General features: G+C 72.7%; 19 protein-coding genes. 9 read left to right on the forward strand and 10 right to left on the reverse strand.

Annotation, left to right across the window (positions count from 1 at the left end; genetic code table 11):
- Positions 1-2: 2 nt before the first annotated feature.
- Positions 3-1,433: an endonuclease/exonuclease/phosphatase family protein gene (locus OG403_RS26670; protein ID WP_329568618.1), complete on the reverse strand. Its 1,431-nt coding sequence runs from the start codon at positions 1,431-1,433 to the stop codon at positions 3-5.
- 195 nt (positions 1,434-1,628) lie between these two features.
- The gene (locus OG403_RS26675; RefSeq protein WP_329568620.1) at positions 1,629-3,152 is read right to left on the reverse strand and encodes an FAD-dependent monooxygenase; all 1,524 of its coding nucleotides are present in this window, start codon (positions 3,150-3,152) and stop codon (positions 1,629-1,631) included.
- 104 nt (positions 3,153-3,256) lie between these two features.
- Here OG403_RS26675 and OG403_RS26680 point away from each other — a divergent pair, with 104 nt between their 5' ends.
- From OG403_RS26680 to OG403_RS26690, 3 genes are all read left to right on the forward strand, one after another.
- Entirely contained in the window at positions 3,257-3,889 is a 633-nt protein-coding gene (locus tag OG403_RS26680; protein ID WP_329568622.1) for a TetR/AcrR family transcriptional regulator C-terminal domain-containing protein, read from the forward strand.
- Between the two features lie 376 nt (positions 3,890-4,265).
- Complete coding sequence (locus tag OG403_RS26685) at positions 4,266-5,237, forward strand: ATP-binding cassette domain-containing protein (protein ID WP_329568624.1); 972 nt, start codon at positions 4,266-4,268, stop codon at positions 5,235-5,237.
- Entirely contained in the window at positions 5,234-6,019 is a 786-nt protein-coding gene (locus OG403_RS26690) for an ABC transporter permease (RefSeq protein ID WP_329568626.1), read from the forward strand. Before OG403_RS26685 ends, OG403_RS26690 begins: the two co-directional genes overlap by 4 nt.
- Here OG403_RS26690 and OG403_RS26695 read toward each other — a convergent pair.
- The 7 genes from OG403_RS26695 to OG403_RS26725 form a co-directional block, all read right to left on the reverse strand.
- On the reverse strand, positions 6,000-9,206 hold the full coding sequence (locus OG403_RS26695; protein WP_329568628.1) for an ATP-binding protein: 3,207 nt from the start codon (positions 9,204-9,206) through the stop codon (positions 6,000-6,002). The two genes, OG403_RS26690 and OG403_RS26695, sit on opposite strands and share 20 nt — an antisense overlap.
- A gap of 175 nt (positions 9,207-9,381) precedes the next feature.
- Positions 9,382-9,705, reverse strand: a complete 324-nt coding sequence (locus OG403_RS26700; protein ID WP_329568630.1) for a DMT family transporter — start codon at positions 9,703-9,705, stop codon at positions 9,382-9,384.
- A gap of 4 nt (positions 9,706-9,709) precedes the next feature.
- Entirely contained in the window at positions 9,710-10,378 is a 669-nt protein-coding gene (locus OG403_RS26705; RefSeq protein ID WP_329568632.1) for an HAD family hydrolase, read from the reverse strand.
- An 8-nt stretch (positions 10,379-10,386) separates the two neighbouring features.
- On the reverse strand, positions 10,387-11,481 hold the full coding sequence (locus tag OG403_RS26710; protein WP_329568634.1) for an ABC transporter ATP-binding protein: 1,095 nt from the start codon (positions 11,479-11,481) through the stop codon (positions 10,387-10,389).
- Positions 11,482-11,578: 97 nt separating this feature from the next.
- Positions 11,579-12,418: an ABC transporter permease gene (locus OG403_RS26715; protein WP_442910991.1), complete on the reverse strand. Its 840-nt coding sequence runs from the start codon at positions 12,416-12,418 to the stop codon at positions 11,579-11,581.
- Positions 12,406-13,383, reverse strand: a complete 978-nt coding sequence (locus OG403_RS26720) for an ABC transporter permease (protein ID WP_329568636.1) — start codon at positions 13,381-13,383, stop codon at positions 12,406-12,408. Before OG403_RS26720 ends, OG403_RS26715 begins: the two co-directional genes overlap by 13 nt.
- Positions 13,384-13,391: 8 nt before the next feature.
- On the reverse strand, positions 13,392-14,546 hold the full coding sequence (locus tag OG403_RS26725; RefSeq protein ID WP_329568638.1) for an ABC transporter substrate-binding protein: 1,155 nt from the start codon (positions 14,544-14,546) through the stop codon (positions 13,392-13,394).
- A gap of 325 nt (positions 14,547-14,871) precedes the next feature.
- On the opposite strand from OG403_RS26725, the gene OG403_RS26730 reads away from it, so the two are divergent.
- Positions 14,872-15,672, forward strand: coding sequence for a GntR family transcriptional regulator (locus OG403_RS26730; protein WP_329568640.1), 801 nt, complete (start codon positions 14,872-14,874; stop codon positions 15,670-15,672).
- A 12-nt stretch (positions 15,673-15,684) separates the two neighbouring features.
- Here OG403_RS26730 and tmpA read toward each other — a convergent pair whose 3' ends face one another.
- Positions 15,685-17,292, reverse strand: a complete 1,608-nt coding sequence (gene tmpA, locus OG403_RS26735) for a 2-trimethylaminoethylphosphonate dioxygenase (RefSeq protein ID WP_329568641.1) — start codon at positions 17,290-17,292, stop codon at positions 15,685-15,687.
- Positions 17,293-17,492: 200 nt separating this feature from the next.
- Between tmpA and OG403_RS26740 the strand changes: the two genes are divergently transcribed.
- From OG403_RS26740 to OG403_RS26760, 5 genes are all read left to right on the forward strand, one after another.
- Positions 17,493-18,584: an amidohydrolase family protein gene (locus tag OG403_RS26740; protein ID WP_329568643.1), complete on the forward strand. Its 1,092-nt coding sequence runs from the start codon at positions 17,493-17,495 to the stop codon at positions 18,582-18,584.
- Positions 18,585-19,041: 457 nt separating this feature from the next.
- On the forward strand, positions 19,042-22,524 hold the full coding sequence (locus OG403_RS26745) for a peptidase (RefSeq protein WP_329568645.1): 3,483 nt from the start codon (positions 19,042-19,044) through the stop codon (positions 22,522-22,524).
- A 170-nt stretch (positions 22,525-22,694) separates the two neighbouring features.
- Positions 22,695-23,372 (forward strand): uracil-DNA glycosylase, encoded by a 678-nt coding sequence (locus tag OG403_RS26750; RefSeq protein WP_329568646.1) that lies wholly within the window; start codon positions 22,695-22,697, stop codon positions 23,370-23,372.
- A 47-nt stretch (positions 23,373-23,419) separates the two neighbouring features.
- Positions 23,420-23,845, forward strand: a complete 426-nt coding sequence (locus OG403_RS26755; RefSeq protein WP_329568648.1) for a hypothetical protein — start codon at positions 23,420-23,422, stop codon at positions 23,843-23,845.
- 129 nt (positions 23,846-23,974) lie between these two features.
- A complete protein-coding gene (locus OG403_RS26760; RefSeq protein WP_329568650.1) occupies positions 23,975-25,045 on the forward strand; it encodes a hypothetical protein in 1,071 nt (356 codons plus the stop codon).
- Positions 25,046-25,148 lie beyond the last annotated feature (103 nt).

Below are 25,148 nucleotides of genomic sequence, written 5' to 3' on the forward strand. Positions count from 1 at the left end.
TTTCAGAGGGTGAAGGTCGAGACGGCGGCGGCGGTGTCCGAAGGCCAGCCGTTGCCGGCTGCGTTGGGCTCGGCGGCGGGCCAGCCGGTGGCGATCACGTGCGCCTCGCTCATCTCGATCCGGCCGCTGTCGGCGTAGAGCACGTAGTCGATCCGGTCCTGCGGCTCGGGCTTGCTGCCACGCTGCTTGCGGGTGGGCGACCAGGTGTCGCCGGGGAACGCGGCGGGGTCCGGGTGCTCCTCGCGGAAGCTGTCGGTCAGGCCGGCGGCCTGCAGGGCCTCGGTGACCGGCCAGTCGAACTGGGCGCCGTGGGTGGCGGCGGTCCAGTCCAGGTGGGAGGGGGAGGAGAGTTCGGCGGCCACGATCAGCGGGCCGTCGGCCGCCGCGCTGTCCGCCGCTATCGCGGCGACCAGGGCCTGCGCCTGCTGGTAGCGCGGCGAGGCCGTCTCGGTGGCGAGCACCTGGGCCGGGGTCTGGCCGTCCTGGATCGCGTACGGGCCATAGGAGTTCTCGTCCAGGTGTGCCGTCCACAGGCGCGCCGAACGGCCGCCCGGCAGCTGCACGGTGACCCCGGCGGCGGGCAGCGCGGCGGTCACCGGCGTGACGTCGGCCAGCGGGTAGCGGCTCAACACGCCGACGCTGGCCGGGCTCTGGTAGGCGTACCAGCCGAGCGCGTCGGCCAGCTGCTTGGCGTTGGTCCCGGCGGTCTCCTGCAGCCCGACCACGTCCCAGCCCTGGGTGAGGATCACCCGCAGCTGCTTCTCGAAGCCGTCGGTGCTGTGGCTGCCCGCGTCCCAGAGGTTCCAGGTGGCCACCTTGAGCTGCTGCTTGCCCTTGGCCTCCCGCACCGGGACCTGCACGGTGACGGTGTCGGTGGCGCCCGTGCTGTCCTTGACGCCGACGACGATGATCGCCGGGTGGGCGCTCGCCTTGCCGGGGGCGGTCCCGGTGACGGTGCCGTCGGCGCTGACCGAGAGCCAGGAGTCGCCGCCGGCCTTGCGGAAGGTGGGGGTTCCCGCCGCGTTGCCGGCCGGGCGCACCCAGAGGCCCTGCAACTTGACCTGAACCTGGCCGCCCGGCTGCACCGGCGTCGCGGTGAGCGCGTCGACCGCGCTGTGCGGCGCGATGATGGCGGGCTTCGGGTTGAAGCTGAACGGCGCGCTCTGCGCGAGGATCCCGTACCCGTCCTTGGCCAGCAGGTACGCGGTGTACGGCCCGCCGGTCAGCGCGGAGGTGTCCAGGGTGAGGTCGCCGCTGGTGCCCGGGGTGTACTGCCACAGGAGCGAGGAGCCGGTGCCGGGCTGCCGGGTGCCGTCGTAGATGCCGACCCAGTTCTTGGCGTCGGGGGCATCGGTCGTCCAGTGGAAGGTGAGCTTGTCGCCTTCGGTCGGGCTGGGCGGCGTGCTGAGCGTGAGGGAGCTGCCTGTGGCCACGGGGATCCTGTCCATCGAGTGAGGGGGCGCAGAGTTGGCTGCACAACTCTGCTCACATTCAGGTGATCCACGAGGGCTGTTGCATGAACGACGTGTGACGGGAAGTCGGGAATCCGCCTAATTCGGCGACTTGACCGTCCGGTAGCGATTACGGGGCGGAGCGGCCGGCCCCGGCGCCGCGCCGGAGCCGTCGGCTCAACGCGCCGGTCCGAACCAGGTGCTGAGCGCCTCGCGCAGCCCGTGCTCGTCCGGTGCGGCGTCCTGGGTTGCCCAGGCGAGGTAGCCGTCCGGGCGGACCAGCAGCGCGGTGAGCTTCGTGCCGCTCGGTACTGCCGTGGCGATCGGCCGCACGCGGTCGGCCCAGTCGTGGGCGGTGGCCCGCAGGACCGCGCCCTCGGTGAAGTCGAGCAGCAGCGGCCGGCCGTCGGCCAGCAGGTCGAGTGCCGAGCACTCGCCGGCTTCCTCGGTGCTGACCCGCAGGTCGGGCAGGAAGGTGCCGGTGAGCGGGTGGTCCTCGTCGCGACGCTGGTAGCGCACGGAGACGCCGCTGAGCAGTTCCGCCAGCAGGCGGTTGACCGGCTCCAACTCCATCAGATCGGCGAAGAGTTCGCGCAGCGGCGTGACGCCGGCACTCGGGTTCATCAGCGCGACCTGGGCCCGGGTGTTGTGCAGCACCCGGGCCGCGACCGGTTGCCGCTCCTGCTGGTAGCTGTCCAGCAGGCCCTCCGGCGCCCGGCCGGCCACGGCCGCCGCCAGCTTCCAGCCGAGGTTCATCGCGTCCTGCAGCCCGAGGTTGAGGCCCTGCCCGCCGAACGGCGAGTGCACGTGCGCCGCGTCGCCCGCCAGCAGCACCCGGCCGAGGCGGTAGTGCTCGGCGAGCCGGGAGTTGTCGGTGAACCGGGTCAGCCAGGTCGGCTCGGTGGCGAGTTCGATCCGGCGGCCGGTGATCCGCTCCAGGGAGTCGGTGAACTCCTCGACCGTCACCGGGAGTTCACGGTCGACCTGCGGCCGGTCGAACTCGACCGAGAGGATCCGGCCGGGCAGCACCTGCAGCACGCCGCCCGGGAGCCGGTGCCAGCCGGGGCCGGGGTCGGCCAGCAGTTCGGGCACCAGCGTCTCGCAGAGCCGGCCGGTGATGGTCGGGTCGCTGCCGGGGAAGGCGAAGCCGGTCAGCTTGCGCACGGCGCTGCGGCCGCCGTCGCAGCCCACCAGGTACCTGGCGCGGACCTCGAGGGGCCCGGTCGCGGCCTCGGCGGTGACGGTCACGCCGTCCGAGTCCTGCGTCACGGCGGTGACCTGCTGGCCGCGCCGCAGCCGCACGCCCAACTCGGCTGCCCAGTCGGCCAGTACCGCCTCGGCGCCGCTCTGCGCGACGCCGAGCAGGCCGGGGCTGCTGGTCTCCATCCGGTCCAGTCGCAGGGTGCGGATCCCGGCGAAGTGGATGAGCGGGACGAGGTCGTTCTTGATGCCGTCGGGCAGTACCGCGCCGAACATCCGGGTCGGCTGCTCGGCGGCGCGCTCCAGCCGGCCGAGCAGGCCGCGCAGCCGCAGCGACTCGGTGCTGCGCGCGTGCAGGCCGAAGGCCCGGGAGTGCGGGGAGGGCGCGTCGAGCTGCTCCAGCACGATCACTTCCGTTCCCCGCAGGCGCAGTTCGGCGGCGAGCAGCAGGCCCACCGGACCGGCTCCGGCGATCACCACATCGGTGCGGACAGTCTCCATCGAGATCTCCTTAACGCGTTAAGCTGGCGATGTCGCCCAGCTTCCACTTAACGCGTTAAGCTGTCAAGCGAACCCAGTGAACGAGGCGAGGGAGCGGGAAGCGGATGCCGATCGACCGGGACCACGCGGTGCGGGTGGCACTGCGGATGCTTGACGAGGACGGCCTGGAGAAGCTCTCGCTGCGCCGGATCGCCGCCGAACTCGACGTCAAGGCACCGGCGTTGTACTGGCACTTCGCCAACAAGCGGGCCCTGCTGGACCATATGACCGACCTGATGCTCGCCCCGCTGCTGCCGCGCCTGGCCGGCCCCGACCCGGTCGACGCCTGGCCGCAGTGGCTGGAGCGGATGGCCCTGCTGGTCCGCGAGACGCTGCTCGCCCACCGCGACGGCGCCCAGGTCGCGTTGGGCGCCGGCCTCGGCCGTGCCACCGCCCTCGGCACGGTGATCGAGCGCTCGGTCGAAGTACTGCACGCCGCCGGCTTCGAACTGGGCGAAGCCAGCCGGATCGCGGGTGCCTTCAACGCCTTCCTGCTCGGCCGCGCCGCCGAGGAGCAGTCGATGCCGGCGCCCGGACAGGTCGACCTGGCGGCATTCGCGGCGGCCTACCCCATGCTCGCGACCGGCATGGCCAAGCGCGCGGCGGACGGCGACACGCCGGAGACGGCGTTCCGCTACGCGGTGGGCATCATGCTGGCGGGGATCAGGGCGCTGCACGCGGAGCGGCTCGGCGGCTGACTCCGCCGACAGCGGCATCCGGACCCGGCGCAGCCCCGCGGCATCCGGACCCGGTGCAGCCCCGCGGCATCCGGACCCGGCGCAGCCCCGGGCGGGGGGACACCCGGGGCCGGCGGCCGGCCGGTCCGGCGGGGGGATGGCGGACCGGCACACCCCGTCTCACCCGTGAACGGGGCGGCAAACCCGTGCCGACGGAAAATCAGTGGGCGAGACCATCGGCGACGGCCGTGGCGTCACCCGCCGGCGCACCTCGGCAGCCGGTCGGCCGCGCGGGCCCGCACCGGGGACAGGGCGATCCGCCCTGCGCCACCCGGTTCCAGGGCGCTGAAACCATCGTGAAACCGCGCTGAATGCGCCCCGCCGCAAGCTCTGCGGCATGACGACAACGACACCGCACTCACTCGCCATCGCGGCCAGGGGACTGCACAAGGCCTACGGGGACAAGACGGTCCTCGACGGAATCGACCTGGCGGTGCCGGCCGGCAGCATCTTTTCGCTGCTCGGTCCGAACGGCGCCGGCAAGACCACCGCCGTCAAGATCCTCTCCACGCTGATCACCGCCGACGCCGGCGAACTGCGGGTTGGCGGGCACGACCTGGCCGCCGACCCGCAGGCCGTGCGGGCCGCGATCGGCGTCACCGGGCAGTTCTCCGCCGTCGACGGCCTGATCACCGGCGAGGAGAACATGCTCCTGATGGCGGACCTGCACCACCTGTCCAAGCGCGAGGGCCGCCGCACCGCCGCCGAACTGCTGGCGCGCTTCGACCTGGTGGAGGCCGCGAAGAAGCCCGCGTCGACCTACTCCGGCGGCATGAAGCGCCGCCTCGACATCGCCATGACCCTGGTCGGCGACCCGCGGATCATCTTCCTCGACGAGCCGACCACCGGTCTCGACCCGCGCAGCCGCCACACCATGTGGGGGATCATCCGCGAGCTGGTCTCCGGGGGCGTCACCGTCTTCCTCACCACCCAGTACCTCGAGGAGGCCGACGAACTCGCCGACCGCATCGCGGTGCTGAGCGAGGGCCGGATCGCCGCCGAGGGGAGCGCGGCCGAGCTGAAGCGGCTCATCCCGGGCGGGCACGTGCGGCTGCGGTTCGCCGACCCGGCCGCCTACCGGTCCGCCGCCTCCGCCCTGCGCGAGGTGGCCGGGGACGACGAGGCGCTGTCGCTGCAGATCCCCAGCGACGGCAGCCAGCGCGAACTGCGCGCCATCCTCGACCGGCTGGACTCGGCGGGGATCGAGGCGGACGAGCTGACCGTGCACACCCCCGACCTCGACGACGTGTTCTTCGCCCTGACCGGCGGCACCGACGTGACCAACCAGCCCAAGGAGACCGTCCGATGAGCAGCCTGACCCTCGCCGTCCGCGACTCGAACACGATGCTGCGCCGCAACCTGCTGCACGCCCGGCGCTACCCGTCCCTCACGCTGAACCTGCTGCTCACCCCGATGATGATGCTGCTGCTCTTCGTCTACATCTTCGGCAACGCGATGAGTGCGAGCATCGGCGGCGGGGGTCGCTCCCAGTACGTCGCCTACATCGTCCCGGGCCTGCTGCTGATGACCATCGGCAGCACCGTGGTCGGGGCCGCGGTGTCCGTCGCCACCGACATGACCGAGGGCGTCATCGCCCGCTTCCGGACGATGGCGATCCACCGCGGTTCGGTGATCATCGGGCATGTCGTCGGCAGCGTGCTGCAGTCGCTCGCCAGTGTGGTGCTGGTCGGCGCCGTCGGCGTGGCCATCGGCTTCAGGTCCACGCACGCCACGGTCCTGGACTGGCTGGCCGCGTTCGGGCTGCTCGCGCTGTTCGCCCTGGCGCTCACCTGGATCGCGGTCGGGATGGGACTGGCCAGCCCGAACGCCGAGGCGGCCAGCAACAGTGCGATGCCGCTGATCCTCCTCCCGCTCATCTCCAGCGCCTTCGTCCCGGTCCACTCGATGCCCGGCTGGTTCCAGCCGATCGCCGAGTACCAGCCGTTCACGCCGGCCATCGAGACCCTGCGCGGCCTGCTGCTCGGCACCGCGATCGGCGACAACTGGTGGATCGCGATCCTCTGGTGCCTGGGCCTGACCGCGCTCGGCTACCGCTGGTCGACCGCGTTGTTCAACCGCGACCCGAAGTGAGTGCGCGGGCTGCCTCCCGCAGCTCGTCCCGCTCCAGGGCGGCGTACCCGGACACCGCGTCCGCGTACGCCGCCCGGTCGGCGTTCTCGGCCGCCTGCCGGGCGCGGGCCGCTGACATCGTCGGCTGGAACTCCCGCAGCGCCCGCAGCCGTTCGGCCAGCGCGATCATCCGTACGGCACCGGCACCGGCACCGGCACCGGCACCGGCACCGGCACCGGCAGCGGCACCGGCACCGGCACCGGCGTCGCCGGACGTCAGCCCCGCCATCCCGAGGGCGTGCAACACCGTTCCGAGCACCGGGAGTTCCATGGGCGAGCCGGACGGGGCGGCGACCAGCGTGCGCAGCCGTTCCCGCAACCGGTCGACCAGCCCCGCGACGAGTTCGAGCCGGCCGGCGTGCGCGTGGGCCGTCACCGCCGCCGACTGGATCTCCAGCGCCCACGGATCGAGCCAGGGGTCGCCGGCGTGTATCGAGCGGTCCGCGAGCATGCGCTCCACGGCGTCGCGCCACAGGCCGAGCCCGAGCTCGGTCAGTCCGCGGGCCAGCGCGAGCTCGGCCCGCCCGCCGGGGTCGCTGCTGTAGAAGGAGAAGGCGTCCTGCTGCGGGGTGTTGGCGCTCTCCGCCAGCCGCAGCCAGTACTCGGCCTCGTCGGGGTTCTGGCACTGCAGGCAGGCGAGGGCGAGAGCCGAGTGCACGCCGATGTAGTCGTGCCCGTCGCCGAGCCGCGGCAGCGCCGCGAGCGCCGCCTTCAAGTGCTGGTACGCCGCCTCGCCCTGCCCCATCCGCAAGCACAGCTCGCCGAGTCGGGAATGGCGCATCAGTTGCACGGACGGGTTGTCGATCGGAGCCAGCGCGGTGATCATCCGGTGAGCCGAGACGAGCGCGCGGTCGATGTCGTGCTCGTACTCCCAGACGTAGGTGGCGACGCACTCGGCGATGCCGGCGACCAGCGGCTGCTCGCGGTGGCTGTCGCTGTCGCAGAGCCGTTGCAGCACTTCGTAGTTGGGCGGCCGCATCTCGGGGATGGCGCTGAGCACCACCGCGGTGGCGCGCAGCAGGGTGTCCGGCGGGGCTGGGGGCAGCCGCCGGAGGGTGACCAACTGGCGTACGGCGCGCGGGCCGTAGCCCATGAGCAGGCTGGTCGTGCACACCGCCGCGGCGGCGCGGGCGACTTCGACGTACTCGGGGTCGGGGTGGTAGTGCGACAGCGCCGGGCCGGTGTCCGCGGCGAGGGCGACGAGGCGGGGGAAGTTGGAGTCGGTGGACCACAGCGCGGCGAGGACGGCGGTGATGGCGGCGATGGTCGGACCGTCGGTACGGGCCAGCGCGTGCCGCAGCGCCAGCGCGAGGTTGTCCTGCTCGGGCCTGATCCGCTCCCAGGCCGGCCGTGGTTCGGGCCAGAAGACGAAATCGTGCTGAGCGACCCCGAAGTCCCGTGCCCAGGCGAGGAACCGGTCGACGGCCGCGTCCTCCTCGCCGGCCTCGGCGCGCCGGGCCGCGCTGAACTCCCTGACCGTCTCCAGCATCCGGAACCGCGCGCCGGCCGGGGTGTCGGCGACGGTGAGCAGCGACTGGTCCGCCAACTGCTCCAGGAGCAGGAGCGCGTCCTCGCCCAGTACCTGCTCCGCCGCTTCACCCGAGAAGCCGCCGGGGAAGACGGAGAGCGTGCGCAGCGCCGCCCTGGCGTCCTCGGCGAGCAGGTTCCAGCTCCACTCCACGACCGCGTGCAGCGTGCGGTGGCGCTCCGGCAGGTCCCGCGCCCCGCCCCGCAGCAGCGCGAACCGGTCGCCGAGGCGGCGGGCGATCTCCGGCACCGACAGCACCCGCACCCGTGCCGCGGCCAGCTCCACGGCGAGCGGCAGCCCGTCGAGCTGGCGGCAGAGCTGGGCCACCGCGTCCGGCGGCAGCTCGACGGCGGGCCGGGCGGCCCGGGCCCGCTGGGTGAACAGGTCGACCGAGACGTCGAGACCGAGCTCCGGCAGCGCGTACACCGCCTCTGAGCTGAGACCCAGCGGGGACCGGCTGGTGGCGAGCACCCGCAGGTCCTTCGAGGAGGAGACCAGCGCCCGGACGAGGCCGGCGGCGCCCCGGATGACCTGCTCGCAGTTGTCCAGCACCAGCAGAGCCGGTCCGGAGCCGAGCACCCCGAGGATGCCGGACACCGGGTCGGCCGAGGCGGGGCCGCTCACGGCGCCGGGCCGGCCCTCGCCCGCGCCGAGCGCGGCGGCCACCTGCGCGGCCACGTCCTCGTCCGCGGTGACGCCGGCGAGCGGCACGAAGTACACCACGCGCTGCTCGGCCCGGCGGCTGACGGCGTGCGCGAGCCGGGTCTTGCCGAGGCCGCCGGGCCCGACGACGGTGACGGCGCGGGAGTCGCGCAGCAGCCGCTCCACCGCCGCGAGGTCCTCGTCCCGTCCGAGCAGCGGGTTCGGCTCGTGCGGCACGCCGTGCCTGACCACGGGCGGCCCGCCGCGCAGCAGCTCCTGCTGGACGGCCTTGAGCCCGGCGCCCGGATCCGTGCCGAGCCCGTCGCGCAGCTCACGGCGGTACGCCTCGTACCGGGTCAGCGCGGCTGACGGACCCGCCGTGACCGCCTCGCCGCGCAACAGCTCGGCGAGCACCTCCTCGTCGCGCGGATGCGCCGCGGCGGCCACGGCCAGCGGCCCGGCCGCCTCCGCGTGCCGCCCCAGCCGGGCGAGCGCGAGCGCCCGCGCGCGGACCAGCGTGTCGCGGACGGGGGCGCGCTCGGCGCGCAGCGCGGCCACCGGGTCGTCGGCGTCGCCGCCCCCGTCCGCGACGCCCTCCCACAGCGCCAGCCCGGCCTCGGCCGCGGCCAGCGACCCCGCGTGGTCCCCGGCCCGGGCCCGGTCCGCGCTCGCGGCGGCGTGCAGCAGCAGGGCGGAGCTGTCGACCTGGTCCTCGACCAGGGTGAGCCGGTATCCGCTCGGCGTGCTCGCGAGGACGTCGGCGCCCAACTGCGCCCGCGCCCTGGAGACGAGGACCTGCAGCGCCTTGCCCGGCCGCTCCGGCAACTCCTGTGGCCACAGCCCGGCCACCAGCCGCTCGGTGCTGCAGCCCGTGCGCAACTCGCCCGCGAGCAGCGCGAGGAGGGCGCGCAGCCGGGGCGCGGTGACCTCCTGTCCGCGATGGGCGACACGCGGCAGCAGGGTCAGGTCGGTGGTCACCCGTGCAGAATAGCCAAGGCCCGGCCGCCGGAACGCCCGCCGTGGGCCGAACTCCCGCCGCGCGGGCGGCTGCAGTGCGACGACCGGCGGCGCCGCGGTGGTCGCGCCGCCGGCCCCCGAACGGCAGGAGGGGGTGCCCGCCGGCCGGCGGGCACCCCCTCTGCACGGGTCTACCTCAGTGCGTGGCCCGCAGGTTGAGCAGCACCACGCCCACGATGATCAGCGCGATCCCCGCCAGCTGCGGCTTGCCCAGGTGCTCGCCGAAGGCGACCACGCCGATCGCCGCCACGGCCGCCGTGCCGGCGCCCGACCAGATCGCGTAGGCGACCGAGACCGGTATGTGCTTCAGGGCCTGGCCCAGCAGCAGGAAGGAGAGGACGTAGCCGATGCCCACCCCCACGCTCGGCCAGAGCTTGCTGAAGCCGTCGGTCAGCTTGAGGCAGCTGGTGGCACAGACCTCGCTCATGATGGCGAAGGCGAGCAGCAGGAAGGAGGGCATGGGCCTATTCTCGCGGGCCGGTCAGGGCGGCCAGCATCGGGAGGTCAGCTTCGGTCAGGCTGCCCAGCATGGTGATGCCGGGGGCCTGCGGAATGGGGGCCGTGGAGGACGGGACGGCGAGCACCGCGCAGCCGGCCGCGTGGGCGGAGGCGACGCCGGTCGGGGTGTCCTCGACGGCGACGCAGTCGGCCGGGTCGAGGCCGAGCTGGGCGGCGGCGGCCAGGTAGGGGGCCGGGTCGGGCTTGGTGCGCGGGGTGTCCTCGGCGGCCAGCGTGATGGTGAACCAGTCCCGGCCGAGGTGGGTGAGGACCAGGTCGACCACCTGCCGCGGCGAGGCGGAGACCAGCGCGGTCGGCACCGCCGCGTCGCGCAGCTCGGCCAGCAGGGCGAGCGCGCCGGGGCGGGGCACCACCTGGGCGGCGACCCGCTGGGTGAAGGCGAGGTTGAGCCGGGCGGCCAGCACGCCGACGCCGGGGGAGGTGGCCACCACCCGGTCCAGGTGGGCCGCGGTGTGCTCGACCGCGTGGCCGAGCACCTCGGGCTGGTCCACCTCGGAGAGCGGGTAGCCGAGCTCGGCGGCGATCTCCTCGGTCGCCTCCCACCAGAGGTGTTCGGTGTCGACCAGGGTGCCGTCCATGTCGAAGAGGACGGCGCAGGGGAGCGAAGAGGTCATGGTGGTGATCACTGCCCCGCGCCGGAACGGACGTCGACCAGGACCGGGCGGTCCGGCAGCGTCACGTCGGCACCACCGCCGATCGGCAGCTGGGCGGCCTCCTCGGTGGGCAGGTCGGCCTTGACCGTGGTGCCGTCCGCCAGCCGGACGGTCAGCCGGGTGACCGCGCCCAGGAAGCTCGCGCCGACCACCACCGCGGGGCCGTCCGCCATCGGGGTCAGGCCGACGTTCTCCGGGCGCACCAGCACCTCCAACTCGCCGGCGGCGGGCAGCTGCCCGTCCACCGCGTGGCGGCGGCCGAAGACCTCGACGCCCTCGCCCGCGCGCTGCGCCGGGATCCGGCTCATGGTGCCGACGAACTCCGCGACGAAGGCGGTGGCCGGGCGCGCGTAGAGCTCGCCCGGGGTGGCGCACTGCTCCAGGCGGCCGGAGCGCAGCACCGCGACCCGGTCGGCCATCGACAGCGCCTCCTCCTGGTCGTGGGTGACGAAGAGCGTGGTGATGCCCAGCTCCTGCTGCAGGCGGCGGATCTCCTCGCGCAGGTTGAGCCGGACCTTGGCGTCCAGCGCGGAGAGCGGCTCGTCGAGCAGCAGCACCCGCGGCTGCAGGGCGAGCGCGCGGGCCAGCGCGATGCGCTGCTGCTGGCCGCCGGACATCTGGTGCGGGAAGTGGGCGGCGCGCTGCGGCAGACCGACCAGCTCCAGCAGCTCCATCGCCCGCTTGCGCCGCTCGTCCTTGCCGACGCCGCGCATCTTCAGACCGAAGGAGACGTTGTCCAGCGCGGTCAGGTGCGGGAAGAGGCTGTAGGACTGGAACACCATGCCCGCGTCACGCTTGTGCGCGGGGATCCTGGTGACGTCCTCGCCGTCGACCAGCACCTCGCCCGAGTCGTGCGTCTCGAAGCCGGCCAGGATCCGCAGCGCGGTGGTCTTGCCGCAGCCCGAGGGGCCGAGCAGCGCGAGCAACTCGCCGGGGTGCACGGTCAGGTCGAGGCCGTCGAGCGCGACGGTGCTGCCGAACGCGCGCCGCAGCGAGCGGAACTCGACGGTGGCGCTGCCGGGCGCGAGGGGCACTCCGGTGGGGACGGTGGCGGCCGTGGTCATGAGGGGAACTCCTGGAGGAAAGTGCGTGGGGGATCGTACGCGATCAGAGCCGCACGTGCGATCGAAGAGGCGACTCAGGCCCGCGCGGCCTTGCGGCTCAGGCTCGTGCGGCCTTGCGGCCGCGGTTTCCGAGGACGGACATCAGCAGCAGCACGACCCAGACGACCAGCAGGCTGATCATCGAGACCGCGACCGACATCTGGCCGTCGGTCTTGCCGTACGAGTTGATCCACACCGAGAAGGGCTGGAAGCCGAGGATCGAGGCGGTGGTGAACTCGCCGAGCACCAGGGCGACGGTGAGCACCGAGGCGCTCAGCAGCGCGCTGCGCAGGTTGGGCAGCACCACCGAGAAGACCGCGCGCGGGTAGCTCGCGCCGCAGTTTCGGGCCGCCTCGACCAGCGTCGCGACGTCCACGCCGCGCAGTCCGCCGTCCAGCGCGCGGTACGCGAAGGGCAGCGCCATCAGCACGTACGCGACCAGCAGCACCACCGGGAAGTCGGGGTTCTGGATCGCCACGAAGGTCTGGAAGAACGGCGAGTTCGCGAAGTACTCCGGGCCCCAGCGCAGCACGCCGACGATGCCGGTGGTGAGCGCGACCACGGGGACGACCAGCGGCAGCGAGCACATCACCTCGATCACCGGGCGCAGCCTGGGCGAACCGAGCCGGGCCGCGAGCAGCGCCGGAACCAGGATCAGCAGCAGCACCACCACGGTGGCCGCGGCCAGCTCCAGGCTGAGGTAGAGCGCGTCCAGGAAGCCGGGCGCCCCGAGCAGCGAGGTGTAGGCGTGGAAGGTGATGCCGCCGTGGTAGTCGTCGATGCTGAACCAGATCGACGCGCCCATCGGGACGAAGAAGTACACCGCGGCCAGCAGCAGGATGCCCGCGCGGCCGGGGCGGAAGCCACCCAGTGCGGTCTTGGAAGTCAGCTGAGCCACTTGGCACTCCGGCGCTGGAGGGGCAGGTAGATCGCCATCACCAGGCAGGCGACCACGATCATGTCGAGACCGAGCGCGAGGGCCAGGTTGCCCTGGCCGACCAGCACGTTGCCGGAGAGCGCGTCGCCGATCTGCATCGAGATCAGCGGGATCGAGCTGCCGACCATCGCCTCGGCGGTGGCGTACGCGGCGAACGAGGCGCCGAACAGCAGCACGTAGCCGCCGAGCAGCGAGGGCAGCAGCACCGGCAGCGCGACATATCGCCAGTACTGCAGGTTGGTGGCGCCGTTGTTCGCCGCCGCCTCGCGCCACTGCACCCGCAGGCCCTCCAGGGCCGGGGTGATGGTGAGGATCATCAGCGGGATCAGGAAGTAGAGGTAGACGACCGCCAGGCCGTCGAAGGTGTACAGGCTCCAGCCGTACTTCTTCAGCCCCAGGCTGGTGGTGACCTCACCGGCGTTGCCGAGGGTGGCGACGAACATGAAGGCCAGCGGCACACCGCCGAAGTTGGCCAGCACGCCCGAACCGGACTGCACCGCCTCGCGCACGAAGCGCCAGCGGGAGGTGGCCACCGCCTGCGCGAGCGGCAGGCCGATCACGGTGCCGATCAGCGCGGTGAGCGCGGACAGCTTGACGCTGCCGAGCAGGGCCGTCAGGTAACCGCCCTGGAGGGAGGCGGTCAGGTTGGACATGGTGAACGTTCCGCCGCCGCCGGGGGCGTCGGTGGAGGTGGTGAAGGCACCGATCACGATGGCGATCGCGGGCAGGCCGAAGCCGACGGCGAAGAACACCATCAGCGGCAGCGCGCCGAGCCAGGAGCGGTTGGCGCCGGCACGACGGCGTCGGGGCCGGGTGTTGGCCGTGGGGGCGGCCGGGGAAGCGGAGCTTGCGGTACCGGGGGTCCCGCCGCCGCCGCTGGTGTCAGCGGCGGCGGCGGTCGGCACCGGGGTGGGAGCCGTAGTCATGGTGTTGGTCAGCCCCCGATGGCCTTGGTCCAGTTGGACGTGATGGCGGCCTTGGCCGCGTCCTGCTGCGCCTGGGTCGGGAAGGTGGTGAACGGCTTGGCGATGGCCGGCAGCTTGGCGACGGCGGTCGCGTCCAGGGTGCCCGCGGTCTTCATCGAGTCGAACAGGGCCGGGGTGGCGTAGCCGCCCAGGAAGCCGTTCTGGCCGTCGGCGCTGTAGAGGTACTCCTCCCACAGGCGAGCGGCGGCCGGGTGCGGCGCATACTTGCTGATGGCCTGGTTGTAGAACTGGGCGAAGCTGCCGTCCGAGGGGATCGACACCTGCCAGTCGATGCCCTTGCTGGCGTACTGGCTGGTGTAGCCGGTGTTCAGGTACGACCAGTCGATGGTGATCGGGGTCTCACCGTTCTGCACGGTGGCGGAGGTGGCCTCGACCGGGTTGAAGTTGCCGACCGACTTCAGCTTCGCGAAGAAGTCGATGCCGGGCTGGATGTTGTCCAGCGAACCGCCGTTGGCGAGCGCCGCGGCCCAGACCGCGGAGAGCGCGGCGTTGGCCTTGGTCGGGTTGCCGTTCAGCGCGACCATGCCCTTGTAGGCCGGGTTCAGCAGGTCGGCGAAGGTCTTGGGGCAGGGGTTGACCTTCTTGGCGTCGCAGCCGATCGAGACGTAGCCGCCGTAGTCGTTGTAGCTGGTGGCGTCGGCGGCCTTCATCGAGGCCGGGATCTGGTCGTACGAGGCGACCTTGTACGGGGCGAACAGGCCCTGCTGGGCGCCGGAGATGGCGAACGCGCTGCCCACGTCGACCACGTCGGGGCCGCGGTCCTGGCCCTCGCGGGAGGTGATCGCGTTGATCTCGTCCTGGCTGGAGCCGTCGGGGTTCTCGTCCTCGATCTTGATGCCGTACTTCTTGGTGAAGCCGTCCATCAGGACGCCGTAGTTGGCCCAGTCCCGGGGAAGGGTGATGACGTGGAGGTTGCCCTCCTTCTTGGCGGCCGCGACCAGCGCGTCCATCCCCCCGAAGTCGGCGGCCGAGGTGGCGGTCTTGGCCTTGCCGTCGCCGCTGCTCGAGGAAGAGGTCGAGGCGGAACCACAGGCGGTCAGAGAGAGCGCTGCGCAGGTCAGCACCGCCGCGACGGCGGCGGTACGGGCACGGTGCACGGTCACGGGAGGATCTCCATGGATCGGGGTGCGGCAAGGTCGCGAGGACGCCGCAGGCAGGAGTTCGGGGCTGCTACTGCGACGGGAGGGGAGTCGGGTTCAAGTTGGTCAGCCAACTTCGTCCGACGAGGGACAGTACGCCGGAACTGGATGACCAGGAGGTGAACGGGCGCCCCAGAACAGGGGTCGGCTGCGGGAACGGTGAAGTGCGGTCGGGCGATACCGGTCCGTCTGTCGTGCGAACGGCCAGCTCGGAGCCGATAAGGTCGAACCGTCCTGAGCCGCTGGTGCGCGGGACACTGAGGTAAGAGGGGGACCAGTGGGAGGCACGGTGACTTCGGGCGCTACGCAACTCGACGACCAGGAGGGCCAGGACGGCCCGACCGGCGGTGCGCTCTACCGCCAGGTCGCCGCGGATCTGCGGGAGGCGATCACCACCGGCGCGTACGGCGAGGCGGGCCGGCTGCCCGCCGAGGGTGCGCTGGCCGAGCGGTACGGCGTCTCGCGCGGCACGGTGCGCCAGGCGCTGGCGGTGCTGCGGGCCGACGGGCTGGTGACCTCGCGCCGGGGCACCCGCCGGGTGGTGCTGGGCAACGCCCGGGTGCAGAGCTTCTCGGAGCTGCTCAGCTTCACGCACTGGGCGCGCGCGATGGGCGAGGAGCCGGGGGGCCGCCTCGAATCGCTGGTCCGCCGGCCGGCCGATGCCGCCGAGCGCGAGCAACTGCGCCTGGAGCCGGGCGTCGAGGTCTACGTGACGCTGCGGCTGCGCACCCTGTCCGGCACCGCCGTGATGGTCGAGCGCACCGTCTACCCGCCCCATGTCGGCGTGCTGGTCGCCAAGTTGCCGCCGGACGTGGTCTCGCACACCGAGCACCTGCGCGAGCACGGCATCCTGTTCACCGACGCCGACCACACCATCGACGTGGTGGCCGCCAACGCCGAGGACGCCAAGCTGCTCGGCTGCCGGCGCGGCGCCCCGCTGCTGCGGGAGCGCCGCCGCACCACCGACCCCACCGGCCGCCCGGTGGAGTGGTCGCAGGACCGCTACCTGCCGGGCACGGTCGCCTTCAGCGTGCACAACTCGATGGTGACGTCCGCGCTCTCCCGGCACGCGCGCACGTCCGACGACTAGGCTCCGTCGGCTTCAGCGGGCCATCAGGCCGGCCAGCAGTTCGCGGAACCGCGTGAAGCCCGGCGTCGAGGCGTCCGCGACCTTGGCCTGGTCGTCCCACCGCCGCACCGCCACCGCGTCCGCGGCGCCCGGCAGTTCGGCGAAGGCGGCGGCCTGCTCGGCGCTCATCGGGCCGCCCTGCACCCGCAGCGTGTACTCGGAGGCCTCGGAGAGCTGGGCCCGGTAGGCGGGTTCGACCGCGCAGAGGTAGCGCTTGGCGGCCACGTGCAGCCGGATCGGCTCGGTGACCTCGGGGCCGAACCACTGGGCCAGCCAGTCGGCGCCGGTGTCGCTGTGCCGGTTGTCCTGACCCAACATCAGCTGACGACCCGTCACCACACCCTTGAAGTGGCCGACATCGTGCAGCAGTGCGGCGGCCACCAGATGGTCGGCGGCACCGGCCCGCTGGGCCAGCGCGGCGGCCTGCAGCATGTGCTCGGCCTGGGTGACCGCCTCGCCCAGGTACTCGCCGGCGCCCTCGACCTCGAAGAGCGACTGCAGCTCGTCCAGCGCGGCCGTGCGCCGGTCCAGCACCGCGAGGGTGGCGGAGAGCGAGTCCAGGTCGGCGTAGCAGCCCTGCAGGTGGCGCCGGCCGCCCCCGGCCCCCTCGGGCTCGAAGGCGGTGCGGGCGTGCAGCAGCCGGGTGTTGTCGAAGATCAGGCAGTCGCCGGGGCCGAGCCGGAAGTCCAGGCGCAGCGCGGGCCGCAGGGTGATCTCGGCGAACTTCCGGTAGGCGGTGTAGAAGGCGGTCAACTCCTCGGTGGGCAACTGGAGTCGACCGATCGAGCGATTGTTGAGCCGCACCTCGCGGATCCGCCCGAGCGGGTCCACGTCGATCAGCGGCCGGTCGGCGCGCAGTTCGGTGTGCCGGTCGCGGAAGGTGAACGGGACCAGCGTGCGGGTCAGCACGGCGAAGTCCCCGGGCGCCTCGGCGCGCAGCAGCGCGGCGGCCGCGAAGCCGTCGACCAGGCCGGAGTCGCCGCCGACCGCCGCGTTCTCCAGGCAGTGCAGCAACTGCAGGGTGGGCACCGGGTCGCGGTACGGGTTGTCGGTGTGCGGGGCGATCTCCGCGTTGGTGAAGGCCAGGTTGTTGGGGTCGGGTTCGACCCGGACGTCGAACAGCTCGCCGTAGTTGGTGGTCCGCACGTAGCCGAAGGTGCCCGCCACCGCCAGCACTTGCCGGTCCACGGTGGGGACTTCGCGCAGCACGGCGAAGCCGAGCCGCTGCACGGCGCGCAGCACGGCGGCCCGCTCGGCGCAGTCGGCCAGGTAGTCGGCCCACGGCGCCTCGGGGATCCCGGCGGCCAGGTCGGCGGCCTGCCAGAGCCGCTTGCCCGCCTCGGTGCGGCGGTCGTCCTCGACCTCGGCGGTGAACCAGTCGAGCGGGTAGCGCGAGCGGTGGCCGTCGTTCCAGAGCACCTCCAGGCGGCCGTTCAGCTCGGTGGCCGCCGAGATGGACAACTCCTCGGGCAGGTCGGTGATCTGGAAGTACTTCTGACCGTTGCGCGGGTCGCGGCACTCGGGGCAGCCGCAGTTGTCGCGCAGCCAGTAGGGGGAGAGGGAGGCGGTGGCGTCGGACATGGCGGGCGCTCCGGGAAGACGGTGTCCAGCAGGGCAGGGAGGCGGCCAAGTTGTATAGCCAACTTGGCTCGATCTGGACCCTTCCGGGCGTCGATGAGCAGGGTGTGAACGGCGGGTGGCCGAGGGAGGAACAGCTGCGGGCCGGAGCAGCGCCTCGAGGGGAGCGGTGCCGGGCACGGCCGGGGTCGTAGAGTGCGGGCATGACGGAAGGCGCGGTACTGCACATCAAGGGCCGGATCCTGGTCGGCCCCGACGAGGTCCGGGACGAACTCTGGGTGCTGGACGGCCGGGTGAGCTACCAGCGGCCCGCCGCCGCCCGCGACGTGCGCACGGTCACCGGCTGGGTGCTGCCCGGTCTGGTCGACGCCCACTGCCACGTCGGGCTGGACGAGCACGGCGCGGTCGACGCGGCCACCAGCGAGAAGCAGGCGCTCACCGACCGCGAGGCCGGCACCCTGCTGATCCGCGACGCCGGCTCGGCCGCCGACACCCGGTGGATCGACGACCGGGAGGACCTCCCGAAGATCATCCGGGCCGGCCGGCACATCGCCCGCACCCGCCGCTACATCCGCAACTACGCGCACGAGATCGAGCCCGGCGACCTGGCCGCCTACGTGGTGCGCGAGGCCCGGCGCGGCGACGGCTGGGTCAAGCTGGTCGGCGACTGGATCGACCGCGAGAGCGGCGACCTGGCCGCCTGCTGGCCCGGCGACGCGCTGGCCGAGGCGATCGCGGCGGCGCACGCCGAGGGCGCCCGGGTCACCGCGCACTGCTTCGCGGCCGAGTCGCTGCCCGACCTGCTGGCGGCCGGCATCGACTGCGTGGAGCACGCCACCGGGCTGACCGAGGAGCTGATCCCGGTCTTCGCCGAGCGCGGGGTGGCGATCGTGCCGACGCTGGTCAACATCGCGACCTTCCCGAGCCTGGCGGCCGGCGGCGAGGCGAAGTTCCCCGCCTGGGCCGCGCACATGCGCCGGCTGCACGAGCGGCGCTACGACACGGTCGGCGCCGCGCACGAGGCGGGCGTGCCGATCTACGTCGGCACGGACGCCGGCGGCTCGCTCGCGCACGGCCTGGTCGCGGCCGAGGTGGCCGAGCTGGTCAAGGCCGGCCTGAGCGCCACCGAGGCGCTCTCGGCGGCCAGTTGGGGCGTGCGCTCGTGGCTCGGCCGCCCGGCGCTGGAGGAGGGGGCGCCGGCCGACCTGGTGGTGTACGCGGCGGACCCGCGCGCGGACGTCCGGGTGCTGGCGGATCCGGAGCTGGTGGTGCTGCGCGGGCGGATCACGGGCTGAGCGGTCCGGTCCGGACTGATTCGGCACTGCTCGGCCCAACTCGTCACTGCTCGGCACCACTCGGCCCGAATTGGGCTGCCCTGCCCTGACCTGGGCCGACCTGCCCGATCCGGCCCGGGTCCCGGGGTGACGCCGCGCCAGGGGCGTTTTGCCGTTGCTTGACCTGGCGCACCGTCAGTAACGGCCGATCAAACATCACGATTTTGTGATCTTCATCAAAAAGTCACGGCGTGTTCGGCGGCGAAAGGGCCTCCCATCTGCGGTTGTCCGGCTATCGGACAACGAGCCCCGCTCGGCGCAATCCTTTGTGCGTGTAAGCCCCTTGTCGCGGCGGGCCGCGGCGCGATGAAATGCGTGAGCTTGTCGGGACGGGCGTTCCAGAGGCACACGTGCGTCCGACCCCGGCATGCGCGATCTGGCCGCGCCCCCTGACGTCTTATCAGACGAAGGGATGTTCATGATCGGCTGGCGTAAGTCGCAGCTCGCAGCCGTCACGCTCACCGCCGCATCCGTGGTCCTCGCTTTTGGGACCAACGCCTCCGGCGCCCCGGCCACTCCCACTCCGACCGCCCAGGCGGCTTCGGAGAGCGGTGCACCGGCTCCCGTGATCGTGATTTTGAAGGACCAGCTCTCCAGCACGCCGGCGGACGCCGCGCACCTGGACGCGCGCAAGAAGCAGGCCGGGACCGACCAGGCACCGCTGCTGGCCAAGGTGAAGGCCGCGGGCGGCACGAACGTCAAGAGCTTCGTGGTCGGCAACGCCTTCTCGGCGACCGTCAGCCCCGCCCTGCGGGCGCAGCTGGCCGCCGACCCCTCGGTCGCCTCGGTCATCGACGACCAGACCGTCAAGGTCACGCCGCCGACCGCGCCGGCCGACGCGGACACCACCGCGGGTGCCAAGGCGGACAGCAAGGCGGACAGCAAGGTCGCCGCGGCCCCCGCCACGGGCAACACCTACGACCCGAACGCGATCTGCCCCAAGGACCCGAGCCAGCCGCTGCTGGAGCCCGAGGCGCTCTACTCCACCCATACGGAGAGCACGCCCGGCCAGCCGGGTGCGCACGAGATCGCCGACGGCAAGGGCGTCAAGGTCGCCTACATCGCCGGCGGGATCGACCCGAACAACCCGGACTTCATCCGTCCCGACGGCACCCACGCCGTGGTGGACTACAAGGACTTCTCGGGTCAGGGCTACTTCACCCAGTCCGGTGGTGGCGAGGGCTTCGGTGACGCCTCGGCGATGGTCGCCCAGGGCCGCACGAGCTACGACCTGTCGAAGTTCGTCAACCCGAGCCACCCGCTGCCGGCCGGCTGCAACATCCGGATCGAGGGCATCTCGCCCGGCGCCTCGCTGGTCGCGCTCCAGGCCGGCGGCGAGATGATGCCGAACTCCGCGATCCTGCAGTCGATCGACTACGCGGTCTCGGTCGCCCACGTGGACGTGCTGAACGAGTCGTTCGGCAGCAACATCACCCCGGACAGCGGCGCGCACGACACCATCTCGCTCTTCAACGACATGGCCGTGGCCGCGGGCGTCACCGTGACCGTCTCCTCCGGTGACGCCGGTATCAACGGCACCGTCGGCACCCCGGCGACCGACCCGAACGTCATCTCGGCCGGCGCCTCGACGGACAACCAGAACTACGCCCAGACCGGTTACGCGGCCTTCCAGTTCTCCAACGGGACCTGGGCCGACAACCGGATCTCGGCGCTCTCCTCCGGCGGTGTCACCCAGGCCGGACGGACCGTCGACCTGGTCGCCCCGGGCGAGTCGGACTGGGCGCTCTGCTCGACCAACCTCGCGCTCTACAGCGACTGCACCGACTTCAACGGCAACCCCAGCGCCATCCAGCCGTTCGGTGGCACCAGCCAGGCCGCCCCGCTGACCGCCGGCGCCGCCGCCGACGTCATCCAGGCCTACCGGGACAGCCACAAGGGCGCCTCCCCGTCGCCCGCCCTGGTGAAGCAGTTCCTCACCGGCACCGCCTCGGACCTCGGCCTGCCGGCCGAGGAGCAGGGCGCCGGTCTGCTGGACGTGCGGGCCGCCGTCGAGGCCGCCGCCGGCTACCAGAGCCCGGCCGGCGCCAAGGACAGCAGCACCGTCGCGGTCACCAGCGGCCAGGTCACCGTGACCGGCCAGGCCGGCTCGAACCACACCACCGACGTCACCGTGGTGAACACGAGCTCCAAGCCGCAGACGGTCAGCGCCTCCACCCGGGTCTTCACGCCGCAGAGCGACGCGAAGCAGACGGTGCAGATCAACTCCTCGACCGACCCGCAGTTCCCCTACGCCACCAACGGCGCTCCGTGGGTCTCGCACAAGGTCACCTTCAACGTCCCGGCCGGCGCCGACCGCCTGGGCGCCTCGATAGCCTGGCAGGGTGCCGCGCAGCCGTCCGGCAGCAACACGGTGACCCCCGTGGTCCGGCTCACGCTGCTCGACCCGTCGGGCCGCTTCGAGACCAACACCCGTCCGCAGGGCGGCGCCACCTCGCCGAACTTCGGCTTCGTGGACGTCCCGCACCCGACCGCAGGCACCTGGACCGGCATCCTCTACACCCCGGCCGGCACCAACGGCTTCACCGGCCCGGTCCAGCTGGACACCTCCACCCAGCGCGCGGTCCCGGCCGGCGCGGTCAGCCCGCAGGTCACCGACCTCAAGCCCGGTGAGACCAAGAAGCTGCACGTCCAGGTGACCACCCCGGCCACCGGCGGCGACACGACTGAGAACATCGTGGTCGCCAGCTCCAACGGCACCACCACCAGCGTTCCGGTCGTGCTGCGCAGCCTGATCCCGGTCAGCAACAACACCGGCACCTTCACCGGCACCATCACCGGTGGCAACGCCCGTGACTACTCGCCGGCGCAGTCCAACTCCTGGGCCTTCGACGTCCCGGCGGGCAAGAAGGACCTGCGGGTCGGCGTGACCGTCGCCAAGGACCCGAACCTGGTCATGCAGGGCGTGCTGATCAGCCCCAACGGCACCCCGATCGACGCCGAGAGCAACGCGGTCTTCGACGGCTCGGGCAACATCACCACGACCACGAACGGCGTTTCGGCGACCACCGTCAACCCGGCCGCGGGCCGCTGGCGCTTCGTGCTCAACGTGCTCAACCCGGTCAGCGGCGCCGAGCTCGGCCAGGCCTTCACCGGCACCGTCGCCTTCGACCAGGACCAGGCCACCGCGCCCGGCCTGCCGAACAGCGCCGGCACCAAGCTGCCGGCCGGCAAGCCGGTCACCCTCACCGTGCAGTACACCAACAACACCGCCGCCGTGCAGAGCCTGCAGGCCGACGGCCGGCTGAACAACCGGGTGGACCTGCCGCTGCAGCCGATCGGTGCCTCGGCCACGATCACCCTGCCGCAGACCACCAGCACCACCACGCCCACCTTCATGGTGCCCCCGGGCACCGACAAGGTGACCGCGGTGGCGGCCTCCACCACCCCCGCGCAGCTGGAGTTCAGCGGCCCGACCTCGTCGCCCGACCTGTTCGGCGACCTGAAGAAGGCCCAGAACGGCTCGACCATCTCCACGGTCACCGACAGCGGCAGCTCCGCGCAGCCGATCGTGCCCGGCCTGTGGGGCACCTACGCCCAGCAGATCGGCCCGTTCCCGGACAGCGGTGCCCCGGCGGGCAGCACCACGCTGACCGCCTCGGCGCACACCCTGGCGTTCGACCCGGCGCTGACCTCCAGCACCGGTGACCCGTTCGCCGCCGCCTACAACGCCACCGCGCCGGCCGTCACCCCGGTCGTCCTGAAGCCCGGTGCCACCGGCAGCCTGCAGATCACCCTGACGCCCCAGGGCGCCAAGGGCAGCCAGGTGCACGGCGTGCTCTACCTGGTGACCGCGCCGGTCGGCACCCCGGTCGCCAACAGCGCGCTCAGCACCACCGGGTCGGTCCTGGCCCAGATCCCGTACAGCTACACCGTCAACTGACGCACCGCGTCAACTGGCGTACGGCGTCCGCTGACGCACGGCGTCGGCTGACGCCCCGTCGGTGAACACCGAGGCCGTCCCCGCGCACGCGGGGGCGGCCTCGGCCGTTCAAGATCGCCCGCCGGCACCCTGGCTCCCGCCGCCCGCCGGAAAGGAATTAGGGTGAGGCCATGGCACCGCGTCCCTTGCACGAGATCGTCGAACCCGGCTGGGCCCAGGCCCTGGAGCCGGTGGCCGGGCGGGTGGCCGCCATGGGGGAGTTCCTGCGCGGCGAGCTCGCCGCCGGACGCACCTACCTGCCGGCCGGGCCGGACGTGCTGCGCGCGTTCCAGCAGCCGTTCGCGGACGTGCGGGTGCTGATCGTCGGTCAGGACCCTTACCCCACACCCGGGCACGCGGTGGGGCTCAGCTTCTCGGTCGCTCCGCAGGTGCGGCCGATCCCCGGCAGCCTGATCAACATCTACCGCGAGTACGGCCAGGACCTGGGCTTCCCGCCGCCCGGCAACGGCGACCTCACTCCGTGGACCCAGCAGGGCGTGCTGCTGCTCAACCGGGCGCTGACCACCGCGCCCGGCAGGCCCGCCGCCCACCGCGGCAAGGGCTGGGAGGAGGTCACCGAGCAGGCGATCCGCGCGCTGGTGGCGCGCGGCGGCCCGCTGGTGGCGATCCTCTGGGGGCGGGACGCGCGCAATCTGCGACCGCTGCTGGGGTCGGTGCCGGCCGTCGAGTCGGCGCATCCGAGCCCGATGTCGGCGGACCGGGGCTTCTTCGGGTCGCGCCCGTTCAGCCGGGCCAACGAGCTGCTGGCAGGTCAGGGCGCGCAGCCGGTGGACTGGCGGCTGCCGTAGCGGTTTGCTGGTTCCGCCGCCCACGCTTTCCGGACCCTGGAGACCAGATGGCCACTTCCGCCGAGCCCGCCACTCCCACCGTGCAGCCCGCGACCTCCGCCGTGCAGCCCGCCATCTCCGCCGCGCGGAGCGGGCCCGCCGCCGTCCTGGCGGTCGCGGCCTTCGCGCTGCTGATGCTGTTCCTGGGGGTGATCGCCTGGGACGGGGACCGTGCCCTGCCCAACCTGACCCAGACCGTCGCCGGCCTGGTCGCCGCCCTGCTCGGGGTGGTCATCAACCCCGATCACACGGTGACCCGCCGCAGCTGGAACGCCCTGGGTGGCTGCGCCCTGCTGGCCGCGGTGTCGGCCGCCGTGGCCGTGCTGGTCTTCCCCGGGCACACCGATGCCGTCCCGGCGCTGACCTCCGCGGTCGCCGCGTTCGCCGGACTCTACGTCAACAGCAGCAAAATCACGCACAGCAGCAGTAGTTGAGCCTGGTTCACCCCAACGGGTGAACCGGGCACGAGAGTTGCCCCCGGGGTCCGGGTGCCCGCCCATGATGGCGCGATCCGGAGCGCAGCAGGCGCTCCGGCATCACCGTTCACTCGTGGGGGTTCCTCCGTGCTGTCCGCCTTCCGTCCTGTCCACCGCACCGCCGTTCTGCTGGCCGTCACCGCGCTCACGGCGCTGCCGATGGCGGCGCCGGCTCGGGCCGACGCCGCCCCGACCGGGCAGGCCGATGCCGTCACCGCCGAACTCAAGCTGGACGTCAGCCTGTTGAACAACGCGGTGGACGTCCCGGTGGACATCGCACTGAACAAGGTGGAGTCGCCGGGGGCCGCGCAGCACGGTGCGCTGCTGAGCGCGACCGTCGCCGGGGTGGCCCAGCCGGGTCCGATCACCCTGCTCAAGGCCGACATCGGCAGCTCAGTGACCCATCTGGACGCTCAAGGTGCCTCCGCCGCCGTCCAGTTGCTCAACGCCGACGTGCACGCGCCGGGCCTGCCCGGCAGCACGCTGCTCGGCCTGCAGGCGCTCAGCAGCTCGGTCAGCTGCCCGGTGGACGGTCAGCCGACCGCCACCGTGAACATGCCCGCCCAACTCTCGGTGCTCGGGCACCAGGTGAACCTGCGGGTGGACGGGTCGACGCAGGTGGACGTCCCGGCGATCGGCTCGGTGGACATCGAGTTCGCGCAGCACAGCACCACCTCCACCACGGCGGCGGCCGCCGCGCTCTCGGTCCATGTCGTGTTGAACCCGCTGAACCTCAATGTGGCCAAGGTGGACGGGACCATCACGGTGGCCTCGGTGAGCTGCGTGAAGCCCGGCGCGGCTGCTTCGCCCTCGAGCGCATCGTCCGCGTCCTCGTCCTCGTCTCCGTCCGCGTCCTCGTCCTCGTCCGCCACCGGATCCCCGGCGTCCTCCGGCAGCGGCTCCGCGGCCTCGCCCGGTTCGGCCGCCGCCGCGACGACCCCGGCCGCCGCCGAGGTGGCCGACGCCGGCTCCCCGGCCGTCCCCGCCACCGCTCAGACCCCTGCCGCCACGCCCACCACACGCCCCACAACCGCCGCACTGGCGTTCACCGGTGCCACCGGCATCGTCCCGCTCCTCATCGCCGCCGCGGCCCTGATCGCTCTCGGTGCCGCCGCGGTCTTCGTCGCCCGCCGCCGGGGTGCCGCGCACCGGCGCTGACCTGCCCGGATGTCGGCCGAGCCGGGCCGAGGGGCGCCGCGCCGTGATCGGAGAGTGAGAGGGCGACTTCGCATAGTCGGTTCACATGTTGGTTACATGAGAG

Source organism: Kitasatospora sp. NBC_01266 (assembly GCF_036242395.1).
GTDB lineage: Bacteria > Actinomycetota > Actinomycetes > Streptomycetales > Streptomycetaceae > Kitasatospora.

What these genes read in the sequence shown, in the direction of transcription:
- OG403_RS26755 (WP_329568648.1), top strand. Translation starts at nt 23,420, where the DNA reads ATGGCCACTTCCGCCGAGCCCGCCACTCCCACCGTGCAGCCCGCGACC.
- OG403_RS26710 (WP_329568634.1), bottom strand. Translation starts at nt 11,481, where the DNA reads ATGACCACGGCCGCCACCGTCCCCACCGGAGTGCCCCTCGCGCCCGGC.
- OG403_RS26700 (WP_329568630.1), bottom strand. Translation starts at nt 9,705, where the DNA reads ATGCCCTCCTTCCTGCTGCTCGCCTTCGCCATCATGAGCGAGGTCTGT.
- OG403_RS26745 (WP_329568645.1), top strand. Translation starts at nt 19,042, where the DNA reads ATGATCGGCTGGCGTAAGTCGCAGCTCGCAGCCGTCACGCTCACCGCC.
- OG403_RS26750 (WP_329568646.1), top strand. Translation starts at nt 22,695, where the DNA reads ATGGCACCGCGTCCCTTGCACGAGATCGTCGAACCCGGCTGGGCCCAG.
- OG403_RS26740 (WP_329568643.1), top strand. Translation starts at nt 17,493, where the DNA reads ATGACGGAAGGCGCGGTACTGCACATCAAGGGCCGGATCCTGGTCGGC.
- tmpA (WP_329568641.1), bottom strand. Translation starts at nt 17,292, where the DNA reads ATGTCCGACGCCACCGCCTCCCTCTCCCCCTACTGGCTGCGCGACAAC.
- OG403_RS26685 (WP_329568624.1), top strand. Translation starts at nt 4,266, where the DNA reads ATGACGACAACGACACCGCACTCACTCGCCATCGCGGCCAGGGGACTG.
- OG403_RS26680 (WP_329568622.1), top strand. Translation starts at nt 3,257, where the DNA reads ATGCCGATCGACCGGGACCACGCGGTGCGGGTGGCACTGCGGATGCTT.
- OG403_RS26720 (WP_329568636.1), bottom strand. Translation starts at nt 13,383, where the DNA reads ATGACTACGGCTCCCACCCCGGTGCCGACCGCCGCCGCCGCTGACACC.
- OG403_RS26705 (WP_329568632.1), bottom strand. Translation starts at nt 10,378, where the DNA reads ATGACCTCTTCGCTCCCCTGCGCCGTCCTCTTCGACATGGACGGCACC.
- OG403_RS26690 (WP_329568626.1), top strand. Translation starts at nt 5,234, where the DNA reads ATGAGCAGCCTGACCCTCGCCGTCCGCGACTCGAACACGATGCTGCGC.
- OG403_RS26675 (WP_329568620.1), bottom strand. Translation starts at nt 3,152, where the DNA reads ATGGAGACTGTCCGCACCGATGTGGTGATCGCCGGAGCCGGTCCGGTG.